A 13,919-nucleotide genomic window follows, 5' to 3' on the forward strand; every position below is an offset into this window, starting at 1 on the left:
TGCGCATTCTACCCTTGCTGGAGGGCTCCCGAGAACCGAGGTAATGGCGAATGACTATCAGTTGTGCCGGTTTTTCGTCGGATTGCCAATGGTTTTTCCGCGTTTGGGAACCCTTCGCGCACGCAAACAATGGCGGAAATCCTTGGGGCTGCTTTGCAGCCCATCGCCGGCAAGCCAGGCTCCCACAGGGACTGCACAAGTTTTGGGGCCTGTGTAATCCCTGTGGGAGTCTGGCTTGCCAGCGATGGGGGCGGTTCAGGAAGCTCAGAATTGTTCCGCTGTCATCCCATAAAGGCTGCCACTACCCGCCCGAATACTCGCCTCCAGCGCCAACCCCCGCGGCAAGACCCGCTGGAAGAAGAACTCGGCACAGGCAAGCTTCGCCCCATGAAACGCGGCATCTTCGTCACGCTTGGCCAGCGCCACAGCCGCCATCCGCGCCCACATATAGGCATACGCAGTCAGCCCGAACAGCTGCAGATATTCCACCGCCACCGCGCTGACCAGGTTGGCATCCTCGCCGGCACGCGCCCGCAGCCAGGCGCTGGTAGCCTCCAGTCGCGCCAGGCTCGCTTGCAGGGCCGCACGGTGCAACGGTGCATTCACGCTGAAGGCCCGCACCTCGGCGGCAAAGCTGGCCAGCGCCTGGCCACCGTCGGCCAGCACCTTGCGCCCGAGCAGGTCGAGAGCCTGGATGCCGTTGGTGCCTTCGTAGATCTGCGCGATGCGCACGTCGCGCACCCGCTGCTCTTGGCCCCATTCGCGGATGTAGCCATGGCCGCCATACAGCTGCTGGCCGAGCACGCAGCTTTCCAGGCCGTTGTCGGTGAAGAACGCCTTGGCCACCGGTGTCAGCAGCGCCACCAGGCGCTGTGCATGCTCGCGCTCGCCAGCGTCTTCGGCATAGCGCGCCAGGTCCAGCTGCTGGCCGACATAGGCGGCAAAGGCCCGGCCGCCTTCGGTGAGGGTGCGCATGGTCAGCAGCATGCGCCGCACATCGCCATGGTGGATGATCGGGTCGGCAGCCTTGTCCTGTGCTTGCGGGCCGCTGGCGGCGCGGCTTTGCAGGCGCTCGTTGGCGTAGCGGGCGGCGCTCTGGTAGGAGGCTTCGGCACAGCCGATGCCCTGGATGCCGATGGACAGGCGTTCGTAGTTCATCATGGTGAACATCGCCGCCAGGCCCTTGTTCGGTTCACCCACCAGGTAGCCGACGGCACCGTCGAAGTTCATCACGCAGGTGGCCGAGGCCTTGATGCCCATCTTGTGCTCGATCGAGCCGCAGTGGGCGGCGTTGCGTGCACCCAGGCGGCCATCGGCTTCGACCAGGTACTTGGGCACCAGGAACAGCGAGATACCCTTGGCGCCGGCGGGCGCATCCGGCAGCTTGGCCAGCACCAGGTGGACGATGTTCTCGGTCAGGTCCTGTTCGCCGCCGGTGATGAAGATCTTGCTGCCGCTGATGCGATAGCTGCCGTCGGCCTTGGGTTCGGCGCGGCTGCGGATCAGCCCCAGGTCGGTGCCGGCCTGGGGTTCGGTGAGGCACATGGTGCCGGCCCAGCGGCCTTCGTACAGGGGCGGCAGGTAGGTGGCCTTGAGCAATTCGCTGGCGTGAGCATCGATCGCCAGGCAGCTGCCGGCGCTCAACGCCGAATACAGGCTGAAGCTGCAATCGGCGGCGTAGAGCATTTCTTCGAACAGCACACCGAGCATTTTCGGCATGCCCATGCCGCCATGTTCGGGGTTTCCGCCCAGGCCGACCCAACCGCCTTCGCGGTAGGTGTGCCAGGCTTCGCGGAAACCGTCAGGGGTAGTGACTTCGCCGGCTTCAAAGCGCACGCCTTGTTCGTCACCGTTGCGGCTGAGCGGGGCAATCAGCTGGCCGGTGACTTTGGCGGCTTCCTCGAGGATGGCGTCGGCGGTGTCGGCGTCGATGCGCTCGGCCAGGGCGGGCAGGCGGGCCCACAGGGCCGGGGCGTTGAACACATCATGCAGGACGAAGCGCATGTCGCGCAGGGGGGCGGAGTAGGTGGTCATCGGTAGCTCTTGAAAAGTGTGAGGTCTGGGCCGGCCTTTTCGCGGGTAAACCCGCTCCCACAGGGATTGCACCAAAGCTGATCCCTGTGCTGTACCCGCGAAGAGGCCACTGCGGGATCAGAGGGCTTTGGCCCGGTCGCGCAGCACGTACTTCTGGATCTTGCCGGTGGAGGTCTTCGGCAGCTCGCCAAACACCACGGTCTTCGGCACCTTGAACCCGGCCAGGTGCTCGCGGCACCAGTTGGTGATGTCGGCTTCGCGGGTGTCTTCGCGGCCTGGCTTGAGGGCAACGAAGGCACACGGGGTTTCCCCCCATTTTTCATCCGGGCGCGCCACCACCGCGGCCTCCAGCACCGCCGGGTGCTTATACAGGGCGTCCTCGACCTCGATGGTGGAGATGTTCTCGCCGCCGGAAATGATGATGTCCTTGAGCCGGTCCTTGATCTCGACATAGCCGTCGGCGTGCCACACGGCCAGGTCACCGGTGTGGAACCAGCCACCACGGAAGGCTTCGGCGGTGGCCTCCGGGTTCTTCAGGTAGCCCTTCATCACCGTGTTGCCGCGCATGAAGATCTCGCCCAGGGTGTTGCCGTCCCGCGGCACCGGCTCGAGGGTTTGCGGGTCGGCGACCATCAGGCCGTCGAGGGTCGGGTAGCGCACGCCCTGGCGGGACTTGATCCGTGCGCGATCCTCCAGCGACAGTTCATCCCATTCGTCATGCCAGGCACACACGGTCACCGGGCCGTAGACTTCGGTCAGGCCGTAGGTGTGGGTGACCTGGATGCCCATCTCTTCCACGGCGCCGATGACCTTGGCCGGTGGCGCGGCGCCGGCGACCATGGCCTGCACCGGGTGCTCGATGGCCGCTTTGGCCGCCTCGGGCATGTTGACCAGGGCGTTGAGCACGATCGGCGCGCCGCACAGGTGGCTGACCCGGTGCTCGCGGATCAGGGTCAGGATTTTCTGCGGGTCGACCCGGCGCAGGAACACATGGGTGCCGGCCAGCGCGGTGATGGTCCACGGGTAGCACCAGCCGTTGCAGTGGAACATCGGCAGGGTCCACAGGTATACCGGGCGATGGCCCATGGCCCAGACCATCTGGTTGCCCAAGGCGTTCAGGTAAGCGCCACGGTGGTGGTAGACCACGCCCTTGGGGTTACCGGTGGTGCCGGAGGTGTAGTTGAGCGAGATCGCCTGCCACTCGTCATCGGGCCACTCCCAGGCAAAGTCCGGGTCACCTTCGGCGAGGAACGCCTCATAATCCAGTTCGCTGACCGCACGGCCTTCGCCGTACTCCGGGTCATCCACGTCCACCACCAATGGCGGGTGTTCGAGCAAGGCCAGGGCCGCCTGGATGACGGTATGGAACTCGCGGTCGGTAATCAGCACCTTGGCCTCGCCATGTTGCAGCATGAAGGCGATGGCCTCGGCGTCCAGGCGTACGTTCAGGGTGTTGAGCACGGCGCCGGTCATGGGCACGCCAAAGTGGGCTTCGAGCATGGCCGGAATGTTGGGCAACATCACCGCCACGGTGTCGCCACGGCCGATACCCCGGCCCACCAGGGCACTGGCCAGGCGCCGGCAGCGTTGGTAGGTCTGTTGCCAGTTGCGGCGGATGGCACCGTGGATCACCGCCGGGTAGCTACCGTACACGGCAGCGGTGCGCTCGATGAAACTCAGCGGGGTGAGGGCGACATGGTTGACGGCAGCGGGCATCAGGCCCTGGGCATAGATCGACATGCGGTAATCCTGTAGGGGAGGCAGGCACATCCAGTGCGCTTGACCCCCGGTGGCTGATTGTTAGCTCTGTTCAGGGTGCAGGGAGGCGGACGGTGGGCCGTTCCCCTTGTCGCAGTTTTACGCGAGTCGCTATGGTATTAGGAATATCGACTATAGCAATATAGTAAAACTACTATAAAAACGAGGCGCCTACCGTGGACAGCACTGCCTACCCCTTACTCGCCAAGGACCCACAACCCAGCCTGATACTGGCCGGCGACGCCAGGCCGCTGGCACTCAACCCGGCGCTGCAGGCATGGGTCGATGAAGGCCCGGCACTGGCCAGCTGGCTGCCGGGCAACTGCGCCGCCCTGGTGCGCGCCTGCCTGCGCCAGCACCGGGCGATTGCCGATGTCGAAGTGCAGGTCGGCGAACGCATCGTGCTGTGGAGTTTCATCCCTGACGACCGGGGCCAACAGGTGCTGGCGCGTTGCCGCGACGCCAGTGACGAGTGCCATGGCGCACGCGAGGCCAGCCGAGCCCGGCGCCTGTACCGACTGATCATCGAAAACACCACTGACTTGATCTCCCGGCACAGCCCCGATGGGCGTTTCCTCGATGCCTCGCCGGCGGCATTCCGCTTGCTTGGCCTGTGGCCGGAGCAACTGCGTGGCATGGCCGTGCATACCCTGCTGCACCCGCGTGAACGCCGCCAGGTGCTGCGCCAGGCCGCCGCCGCCCTGGACCAGGACGGCTACCACACCATGACCTGTCGGGTGCGCCAGGCCGCCGGCGGTTACCGTTGGTTCGAAATCGCCAGCCGGGCCATCCGCGAAACCTACACCGGCGCGGTGGTCGAAGTGGTCAGCGTGTCCCGCGACATCACTTTGCGCATCGAAGCCCAGGAAAGCCTGGCGCACAGTGCCCGGTTGGCCACCTTGGGCGAGCTGGCTTCGGGCATCGCCCACGAGATCAACCAGCCGTTGGCCGCAGTGGTCAACTACGCCAACGCCAGCCAGCGCTACCTGCAGGGCCTGGAGCGCGACCCGCAGGCCCGCGAGCGGGTAGGGCAGGGCCTGCAGCGCATCAGCGAACAGGCTACCCATGCCGCCGAAGTGATCCGCCGCCTGCGCGCCTTTCTGCGCAAAGGGCCGCGCCGCCTGCAGGCGCTGGACGTGGCCGAGGTGGCGGGCGAAGCCATGCGCCTGTGCGCCTGGGAGGCCGCGCGTGACCAGGTGGTGGTCGAGCTGCGCATGAGCGCACAACTGCCCTCGGTGTATGCCGACCGGGTACTGCTGGAGCAGGTGCTGTTGAACCTGCTGCGCAACGCCATCGACGCCAACCGTGAGCAGCATGGCGAGCGGCCGTCACGTATCCTGCTCGGTGCCGCGCGCGATGGCGACGGTGTGCTGGTCGAGGTGGTCGACCAGGGCCCGGGCGTGGCGCCCGAGTGCCTGGATGAAATCTTCACGCCGTTCACCACCAGCAAGGCCGACGGCCTGGGCTTGGGCCTGAGCATGAGCCGCAGCCTGATCGAAGGCTTTGGCGGCAGCCTGTGGGCGCGAGCCGGGGACAACGGCGGTCTGGTACTGTGCTGCCGCCTGGCGGTCAGCAGGGGATAAGGGGAGATGGCGGTGCAAGCGAAAGTGTATGTGGTCGATGACGACCAGGGTATGCGGGATTCGACGGTGTGGCTGCTGCAGTCGGTGGGCTTGCAGGCCTTGCCATTTGCCAGCGGGCAAGCGTTTCTCGACGCCTGCGTCGACGATGGGCCGGCCTGTGTACTGCTGGATGTGCGCATGCCGGGGCTGGGCGGTTTGGCGGTGCAGCAGGCGATGCGCGAGCGTGGCCTGGGGTTGCCGGTGATTTTCGTCAGCGGCCATGCCGATGTGCCGATCGTGGTGCGGGCATTCAAGGCCGGCGCCTGTGACTTCATCGAAAAACCCTACAGCGACCAGTTGCTGCTCGACAGCGTACAGGCCGCGCTGGAGCACGCCGGGCGGGCACGTCAGGGCGACCAGGCGTTGGCCCAGGTGCAGGTGCGCATCGATGGCCTGACACCGCGCGAGCGGGACGTGTTCGTGCCGTTGGCCCAGGGCTTGAGCAACCGCGAGATTGCCGAGCGGCTGGGCGTCAGTGTGAAAACTGTGGACCTGTACCGGGGGCGGGTGATGAAGCGGTTGCAGGCCACCAGTCTGGCGGAGCTGGTGGGCATGGCCATTGCCTGCGGGGCGGTCGAGGCGCTCGGCCTGCGAGCTCGGCCTTGGCAGCAGTCATAGATCCCTGTGGGTGCGAGCAGAAGCGTCAAATCATGAAATTTTCCATAGCAACCTAATCAAGGCTTTGACATTCACTGCCTAGGCAGTAATATTTTTACACAATTACTTGAGCAGTCGCCGATGGCCCATTTCTCCCCCGAAAACTTCCAGACCTGCGCCATCGGCATGCTGCTTGGCCGCGCGGCGATCCTCAAGGACCGCATTCTCGACTGGCACCTCGAATCCGAAGGCGTCACCGCCGCGCAGTTCAAGGTGCTGATCATCGTCACCCAGTACCAGGTGGATACCCCGGCCGAGCTGTGCCGCTACCTGGGCCTGGACAGTGGGTCGATGACCCGCATGCTCGACCGCCTCGAGCAGAAGGAGTTGATCGTGCGCAACCGCTGCGCCGACGACCGCCGCCAGGTGCGCCTGGCCCTTACCGCCGATGGCCAGCGCCTGGCTGACCGCCTGCCGGAAATCGGCGCGGCGGCGATGAACGAGTTGTGCGGTGCGCTGGCAGCCGAAGAGCTCAAGGCCCTGGAAGGGCTGCTGGCCAAGGTCCTGCTCGCTGCCGGCGACCCGTTGACGATACGCCGCTTCGGCGATCGTTGATCCCTGTCACGAATTATCCAAGGTATTGTCATGGCCACTCCCGCAGACACCCCGACTCCCTCCGCCGCGCCCGAGCCGTCGCGCAAGCGCAAGGCCTGGCTGCTTGGCCTGCTGTTGCTGCTGATCCTTGCCGGTGTCGGCGCCTGGGCCTGGTACAGCCTGGTTGGGCGCTGGCACGAAAGCACCGACGATGCCTACGTCAACGGCAACGTGGTAGAGATCACCCCGCTGGTCACCGGCACCGTTACCAGCATCGGTGCCGATGACGGCGACCTGGTCCATGCCGGCCAGGTATTGCTGCAGTTCGACCCGGCCGACAGCGAGGTGGCCTTGCAGTCCGCCGAAGCCAGGCTGGCGCGCAGCGTGCGTCAGGTGCGCGGGTTGTACAGCAACGTCGACGCGCTCAAGGCCCAGCTGGAAACCCGCCAGGCCGAACTGCGCAAGGCCCGGCAGGACTTCAACCGGCGCAAGGTGCTGGCCGACAGCGGTGCGATTGCTGCGGAAGAATTGTCCCATGCCCGCGATGACCTGAGCGTGGCCGAGGCCGCCGTCAACAGTGCGCGCCAGCAGCTCAGCACCAGCAGCGCGCTGGTCGACGACACTGTGGTGTCCTCGCACCCCGAGGTGATGGCCGCCGCCGCCGACCTGCGCCAGGCCTACCTCGACCACGCCCGCACCACCCTGGTGGCACCGGTCACCGGCTACGTCGCCAAGCGTACCGTGCAACTGGGTCAGCGCCTGCAGCCGGGCACCGCGACCATGGCAGTGATCCCGCTGGACCAGGTGTGGATCGACGCCAACTTCAAGGAAACCCAGCTGCGCGACATGCGTATCGGCCAGCCGGTGCAGATCAGCGCCGACCTGTACGGCAACGAGGTCAGATACAGCGGCACGGTCGACAGCCTCGGCGCTGGCACCGGCAGCGCCTTCGCCCTGTTGCCGGCGCAGAATGCCACCGGTAACTGGATCAAGATCGTCCAGCGCGTGCCGGTGCGCATCCACCTCAGCCCTGACCAGCTCAAGGACCACCCGCTGCGTATCGGCCTGTCCACCGTGGTCGAGGTCGACCTGCACGACCAGAGCGGCCCGGCCCTGGCCCAGCAGCCACCACAGCAGGCCAGCTACACCACCCAGGTGTATGACCGCCAGCTGGTCGAGGCCGACCACCTGATCGCTCGGCTGATCCAAGAAAACAGCGCAACCGGCAAGACGGCTCAGCGATGAGCAACAACGCTGCTGCCCAGTTCACCCCGCCGAGCCTGCTGCTGACCACCATCGGCCTGTCGCTGGCGACGTTCATGCAGGTGCTCGACACCACCATCGCCAACGTGGCCTTGCCGACCATTTCCGGCAACCTGGGGGTGAGCTACGAGCAGGGCACCTGGGTTATCACCTCGTTCGCGGTGAGCAACGCCATCGCCTTGCCGCTGACCGGCTGGCTCAGCCGGCGGTTTGGCGAGGTGAAACTGTTCATCTGGGCCACGCTGCTGTTCGTGCTGGCCTCGTTCCTGTGCGGTATTGCCCAGTCGATGCCGGAGCTGGTCGGTTTTCGTGTGTTGCAGGGCGTGGTGGCCGGGCCGTTATACCCCATGACCCAGACTTTGCTGATCGCCGTCTACCCGCCGGCCAAGCGCGGTATGGCCCTGGCGTTGCTGGCAATGGTCACGGTGGTGGCGCCGATTGCCGGGCCGATCCTCGGGGGCTGGATCACCGACAGCTACAGCTGGCCGTGGATCTTCTTCATCAACGTGCCCATCGGCCTGTTCGCAGCCGCCGTGGTGCGCCAGCAGATGCGCACCCGGCCGGTGGTTACCAGCCGCCAGCCGATGGACTACATCGGCCTGCTGACGCTGGTCATCGGTGTCGGCGCCTTGCAGGTGGTGCTGGACAAGGGCAATGACCTGGACTGGTTCGAGTCGTCGTTCATCATTGCCGGCAGCCTGATCTCGGTGGTGTTCCTGGCGGTGTTCGTGATCTGGGAACTGACAGATCGTCACCCGGTGGTCAACCTGCGCCTGTTCGCGCACCGCAACTTCCGCGTCGGCACCATCGTGCTGGTCGGGGGTTATGCGGGGTTCTTCGGCATCAACCTGATCCTGCCGCAGTGGTTGCAGACGCAGCTGGGCTATACCGCGACGTGGGCGGGGCTGGCGGTGGCGCCGATCGGCCTGTTGCCGGTGCTCATGTCGCCGTTCGTGGGCAAGTACGCGCACCGCTTCGACTTGCGTGTGCTGGCCGGGCTGGCGTTCCTGGCGATCGGCAGCAGCTGCTACATGCGTGCCGGGTTCACCAGTGAGGTGGACTTCCAGCATGTGGCGATGGTGCAGCTGTTCATGGGTATTGGCGTGGCGCTGTTCTTCATGCCGACCTTGAGCATCCTGCTGTCCGACCTGCCACCGCAGCAGATTGCCGATGGCTCCGGGCTGGCGACCTTCCTGCGTACCTTGGGCGGCAGTTTTGCGGCGTCGCTGACGACCTGGATCTGGATTCGCCGGGCGGACCAGCACCATGCCTACCTGAGCGAGCACATCAGCCCGTTCGAACCGGCCACGCGGCATACCCTGGAGCAGCTGGGCGGGGCCAACCCGCAGGGCTATGCGCAGCTGGAGCAGATACTCAACGGGCAGGCGTACATGATGTCGACGGTGGATTACTTCACCTTGATGACCTGGGTATTTGCCGGGTTGATCCTGCTGGTGTGGTTCGCCAAACCGCCCTTTACCGCCAAGGCGGGGCCGGCCTCGGCAGGGCATTGAGCCGGGCCAGGGTTAGGCCCAACGCTGTTGCGCTTGCTAAATGCCCAAATCAGGTACTCGCTGCGTACCAGGGACGTTGTGCACGCAGCATCAACCGATCGATTTGCGGCACCAGCAGGTTGCCGGCCAGCACGGCGAAGCAAAGACCGTCAGCATAAAGCCCGAATTCGCGAATCAGTTCGGTGAGCGTGCCAACGGTCACGCCGAAGAGAATGCGACCGGCGCGCGTGTTGGGACTGGTAACCGGATCGGTGGCGATGAAGAAGGCGGTGAAGAGGTAGCCACCGAGACTGAGGTTGTACACGGCTTCCTGCAGGCTATGGCCGGCGGCCATGCACAGCAATACTGTGCTTGCGAGCATCGCCAGCGGAATCTCGATGCGGATCACCCGCAGCAAAGCCAGTATCACGCCGCCGGCAATGTAGCCGTACCCCGACAGATTGTGGGTGATATGGGTGAATTCGTTCTGCGCCAGTTGAGTGGCGCCGGCAAACGCATCGAGATCGAGGCGTGGCAGCAACTGTAGCTGTTGTAGAAGAACCGCCTTGGCGCCCAGGGTTGCGGTCCACGGGGCATGGTTCGATGGCGCGGGGTACAGCTGCTGGTAGAAGCAGATGGCAACGATCCCCAGACCCACCATGGCAGGGTTGAGACGGTTGCGACCAAGGCCTCCACTGGCGTGCTTGCATAGCGCGAGAGCGGCAAAACTGGCCAGGGCGATCATCCACAGCGGCACCAGCAGCGGCAATGCCCGAGCCAGGATCAGGCCTAGCACCAGCCAGCTGAGGTCGCTCAAACCCTCGCGTACATTATGCCCGCGCAGGCGCAGCAGGGCAGCTTCGAAGCCCAGGGCGAACAGCACGCACCAGAAGGTCTGCAACCAGACCACAACGCCGAATTGCCAGGCATACAGGACGGTGCCCGGCAGGAGGCACAAGACGACCAGCAGCATCACCGTGCGCAGCCGTTGTGGAATGGGATGGCGTATCAGGCTCATGCTCGTACCTCCGTCTTGCTCTGGCGGAAGCGTTCTCGCAGCGGGATATTGCTCGGGCAGATGCTGCTGCAGCTGCCGCATTCGATACAGGCATCCAAGCGCAGTTCCTGCAGGCTGGCCTTGTCACGGCGTTCGGCGGCAGCGTAGAGATCCAGCGGCCTGAGCGACATCGGGCAGACATCCACGCAGCGCGTACAGCGAATGCAACTGCCTGCGGGGCGGGTTGCCGGCAGGTAGCGTTCAGCGCCGAATATCAGGCAACTACTGGTCTTGCTGACGGCGGCGGTAGCGTCCGGTAGCGGCAGCCCCATCATCGGGCCGCCGACCTGGGTTATCTGTCCTGTGGAGGACGCGCCAGCAATCGCACGCAGCTCGCTGACCGGGTAACCCACCGGCACCCGGACATTGCCGGGGTGCTTGCAGTCCCCGGTCAGCGTCAGCACGCGGCTGATCAATGGTTCGCCCTGGAAGACGGCCCGGCCCAGTGCGTAGAGCGTTGCGACATTCAGCGCCAGGACGCCGATATCGGCAGGCCGGCTCCCTGGCGCCAGGTTGCGGCCACTGAGGCTCTTGATCATCAACGGCTGCCCGCCTGCCGGGTAGCGCTCCGGTAGCGGACATATCTCTACCTGGGTGCGCGCCTGGCGAGCGGCGGCACGTAACCTGGCCATCGCCTCTGGTTTGTTGGTTTCGATGCCGAAACGGGTTGTCGTTATTCCCAGCAGCGCGGCGACATAGTCGGCGGCCTCGATCAACGCTTCGGCATTCTCGCGCATGAGGCGGTCATCGCAGGTAAGGAAGGGCTCGCATTCGGCACCGTTGATCAGCAGCAGGTCGGGCTGCCGGGCGTCGGCCAGCTTGAGGGCCGTCGGGAAACCCGCCCCGCCAAGGCCGACTATGCCCATCTGCAATGCGTGTTCGACCAGCGCCTCTGGCGTTTGCGGCAGGCCCGGCACCGGGCGTTCGACCCACTCATCCAGGCCATCTGCGTTCAGAATGACGGCCATGACTGGCTCGGCCGAGTCGGCCGCGAAGGCGAGATCAATCCGTTCCACGATGCCGGAGGTACTGGCATGCACCCAAGCGCTGGTGTCATCGCCAATACCGATGACTTCGCCCTTGCGCACATGCTGTCCCGGCTGCACGCAAGGCTGGACAAACCGGCGACCCCGCCCGAGCGGAATCGCCAGCTGGATTTTTCCGACCGCGACCGGGGCAACCGGGGTGGCGTTGGATAGTTCCTTGTATCCCCTGAGCTCGATCCCTCCGTGCCAACTACGCTGAGAGGATGAGGCGATGGCCAGCAGGCGCCGCCAGAAAGGTTTCTGTTGCGGCTGGCGCTGGGCGCGGATTCGGCTCTGCAGGCGTTCGACGCTCTGCAACGAATGGCTAGACATATTCTGTCCTCCAATTTTTGGGCAAAAAACGCCCCTATGCGCTTATGCACATGATGGTTTTATGGCTTCCGGGGCGTTTAGCGGAAAGGGAGGGGGATGGTTGATCACCCGCGCAGATCAGAGTGTTGAATGAGGATTTTGTTCGATTTTTGACCAGACTTGCTGATGAACGGTAGGCCAATTGCCATCTTGCAATTTCTGGTGAAATAGCCTGCGCCGCAAAGGGGCGGCCAGAGTCTGCGAGGTGTCGAATGATGCGCGCAAGCCTGCTGGTGATGCTGTTGACGTTGCTGTATGGCTGCGGCGAAAGGATCGAGCGCTTTTCCGGGCCAACCATGGGGAGCACTTATTCGATCCAGTACGTACCCGCCGCGCAGACGCCCGGCGCGCAGCAGGTAAAGGCCGAAGTCCAGATGATACTCGAGGCGCTCGACAGGCAGTTTTCCAACTGGCGCGGCGACTCCATGGTTTCCCGCTTCAACGCGTTGCCGGCCGGCGCCTGTCAGGCGGTGCCGGAAGAAATGCGGCACCTGCTGGTGTACGGTGAGTCTCTGTTTCGCGAGAGTGGCGGGGCCTTCGACCTGACGGTTTTGCCATTGATGAACCTCTGGGGCTTCGGCCCGCAGTCACGAGGCAGGCAGGTGCCGGATGCCGGCGCGCTGGCACGGGAGCGGGCACGGGTAGGGCACCAGCACTTGCACCTGGATGGAGAAAAACTGTGCAAGGATGTGGCGGCGCAGCTGGATTTCGACAGCATGCTCGCCGGTTATGCCGTGGATCGGGTCGGCGACCGGCTTTTGGCCCTGGGTATCCAGGCCTATCTGGTCGAGATCACCGGCGAACTCAAGGGGGTCGGCCGCAAGCCGGATGGCTCGCCCTGGCGCATCGCCCTCGAGGTACCCAGTGGTGGCGGCGAGCAGCAAGTGGAGCGTGCTATCGCCCTGGATGGCTACGGCGTTGCCACCGCCGGCGATTACCGCAACTATTTCGAAGAAGGTGGCCAGCGTTATTCGCACACCTTCGATCCACGTGTCGGCAGGCCGGTCAAGCACGCGCTGGCGGCAGTGTCGGTGGTCGACCCTTCGGTGCTGCGTGCCGATGCGCTGGATACCCTGTTGATGGTGCTCGGCCCGGAGGAAGGCTATGCCTTCGCCGAACGGCATGACGTCGCCGCCTATTTCATCATGCACCAGGGGCTGGGTTTCGTTGCGCGGGCGACGCCGCGATTCGAGTCGTTGTTTCCCAGGCAGGGCACGACCAGGCAGTAGTCGAAGGAAAACCCGCTTACCGGTTGACCAGGCGCTGATGTGCTGCGCTGACCTTGGTCATTCCCATGCGTAGCCTTTTCCCCTATTGTCGATGCTCCCTTCCCTAGCGATTGGCAAATCCATGGAGAAAGTCATCGTCATCACCGGTGCCAGCCGCGGCATCGGCGCCGCCACGGCGCTGCTGGCGGCCCGCCAGGGCTACCGCATCTGCATCAACTACCACACCGACGACCAGGCCGCCGAGAACATCCTCGGCCAGGTCCGCGCCCTGGGCGCCGAGGCCATCACCGTGCGCGCCGACGCCAGTGTCGAGGATGAGGTCATCCAGCTGTTCCAGCGCGTGGACGCAGAACTCGGCCCGGTCACCGCGCTGGTCAACAACGCCGGCACCATCGGTCAGCAAAGCCGGGTCGAGGAAATGTCCGAATTCCGCCTGCTCAAAGTCATGAAGACCAACATCGTCGGCCCCATGCTCTGCGCCAAGCACGCCCTGCTGCGCATGGCACGCCGGCACGGCGGGCAGGGCGGCGCCATCGTCAACGTGTCGTCGGTGGCCGCACGCCTGGGCTCGCCCAACGAGTACGTGGACTATGCCGCTTCCAAAGGCGCCCTCGACACCTTCACCATCGGCCTGGCAAAGGAAGTGGCAGGCGAGGGTGTGCGGGTCAATGGCGTACGACCAGGCTACATCCATACCGGGTTCCATGCGCTGTCCGGCGACCCCGAGCGGGTCAGCAAGCTTGAGCCCGGCTTGCCCATGGGCCGCGGCGGGCGCCCCGAGGAAGTGGCCGAAGCCATCCTCTGGCTGCTCTCGGACAAGGCCTCGTACTCCACCGGCAGCTTCGTCGACCTGGGTGGCGGGCGCTGAGCGCGCC

At 65.0% G+C, this 13,919-nt stretch carries 11 protein-coding genes; 7 read left to right on the forward strand and 4 right to left on the reverse strand.

Annotated elements, in window-relative coordinates:
* Nucleotides 1-264: 264 nt before the first annotated feature.
* Both FQ664_RS14330 and FQ664_RS14335 read right to left on the reverse strand, forming a co-directional pair.
* On the reverse strand, nt 265-2,034 hold the full coding sequence (locus FQ664_RS14330) for an acyl-CoA dehydrogenase C-terminal domain-containing protein (RefSeq protein ID WP_144172716.1): 1,770 nt from the start codon (nt 2,032-2,034) through the stop codon (nt 265-267).
* Nucleotides 2,035-2,151: 117 nt separating this feature from the next.
* On the reverse strand, nt 2,152-3,774 hold the full coding sequence (locus FQ664_RS14335) for an acyl-CoA synthetase (protein ID WP_144172718.1): 1,623 nt from the start codon (nt 3,772-3,774) through the stop codon (nt 2,152-2,154).
* A gap of 194 nt (nt 3,775-3,968) precedes the next feature.
* Between FQ664_RS14335 and FQ664_RS14340 the strand changes: the two genes are divergently transcribed.
* The 5 genes from FQ664_RS14340 to FQ664_RS14360 all read left to right on the forward strand — a co-directional run bounded on the left by FQ664_RS14340 (nt 3,969) and on the right by FQ664_RS14360 (nt 9,382).
* Nucleotides 3,969-5,375, forward strand: a complete 1,407-nt coding sequence (locus FQ664_RS14340) for a sensor histidine kinase (protein ID WP_144172720.1) — start codon at nt 3,969-3,971, stop codon at nt 5,373-5,375.
* Between the two features lie 6 nt (nt 5,376-5,381).
* Nucleotides 5,382-6,032 (forward strand): response regulator transcription factor, encoded by a 651-nt coding sequence (locus tag FQ664_RS14345; protein ID WP_144172722.1) that lies wholly within the window; start codon nt 5,382-5,384, stop codon nt 6,030-6,032.
* 120 nt (nt 6,033-6,152) lie between these two features.
* Nucleotides 6,153-6,626, forward strand: a complete 474-nt coding sequence (locus tag FQ664_RS14350) for a MarR family winged helix-turn-helix transcriptional regulator (protein WP_144172724.1) — start codon at nt 6,153-6,155, stop codon at nt 6,624-6,626.
* Between the two features lie 30 nt (nt 6,627-6,656).
* Nucleotides 6,657-7,850, forward strand: a complete 1,194-nt coding sequence (locus FQ664_RS14355) for an HlyD/EmrA/EmrK family protein (RefSeq protein WP_144172726.1) — start codon at nt 6,657-6,659, stop codon at nt 7,848-7,850.
* The gene (locus FQ664_RS14360; protein ID WP_144172728.1) at nt 7,847-9,382 is read left to right on the forward strand and encodes a DHA2 family efflux MFS transporter permease subunit; all 1,536 of its coding nucleotides are present in this window, start codon (nt 7,847-7,849) and stop codon (nt 9,380-9,382) included. Before FQ664_RS14355 ends, FQ664_RS14360 begins: the two co-directional genes overlap by 4 nt.
* 49 nt (nt 9,383-9,431) lie before the next feature.
* Here the strand turns inward: FQ664_RS14360 and FQ664_RS14365 are convergent, their stop codons facing one another.
* On the reverse strand, nt 9,432-10,379 hold the full coding sequence (locus tag FQ664_RS14365; protein ID WP_144172730.1) for an RnfABCDGE type electron transport complex subunit D: 948 nt from the start codon (nt 10,377-10,379) through the stop codon (nt 9,432-9,434).
* Nucleotides 10,376-11,776, reverse strand: coding sequence for an electron transport complex subunit RsxC (gene rsxC / locus FQ664_RS14370; RefSeq protein ID WP_144172731.1), 1,401 nt, complete (start codon nt 11,774-11,776; stop codon nt 10,376-10,378). Before rsxC ends, FQ664_RS14365 begins: the two co-directional genes overlap by 4 nt.
* Before the next feature lie 251 nt (nt 11,777-12,027).
* On the opposite strand from rsxC, the gene FQ664_RS14375 reads away from it, so the two are divergent.
* On the forward strand, nt 12,028-13,044 hold the full coding sequence (locus tag FQ664_RS14375; protein ID WP_144172733.1) for an FAD:protein FMN transferase: 1,017 nt from the start codon (nt 12,028-12,030) through the stop codon (nt 13,042-13,044).
* A gap of 121 nt (nt 13,045-13,165) precedes the next feature.
* Nucleotides 13,166-13,912: an SDR family oxidoreductase gene (locus FQ664_RS14380; protein ID WP_144172735.1), complete on the forward strand. Its 747-nt coding sequence runs from the start codon at nt 13,166-13,168 to the stop codon at nt 13,910-13,912.
* The last annotated feature ends 7 nt before the right edge of the window (nt 13,913-13,919 follow it).

It is taken from the genome of Pseudomonas persica, from assembly GCF_900291015.1.
GTDB lineage: Bacteria > Pseudomonadota > Gammaproteobacteria > Pseudomonadales > Pseudomonadaceae > Aquipseudomonas.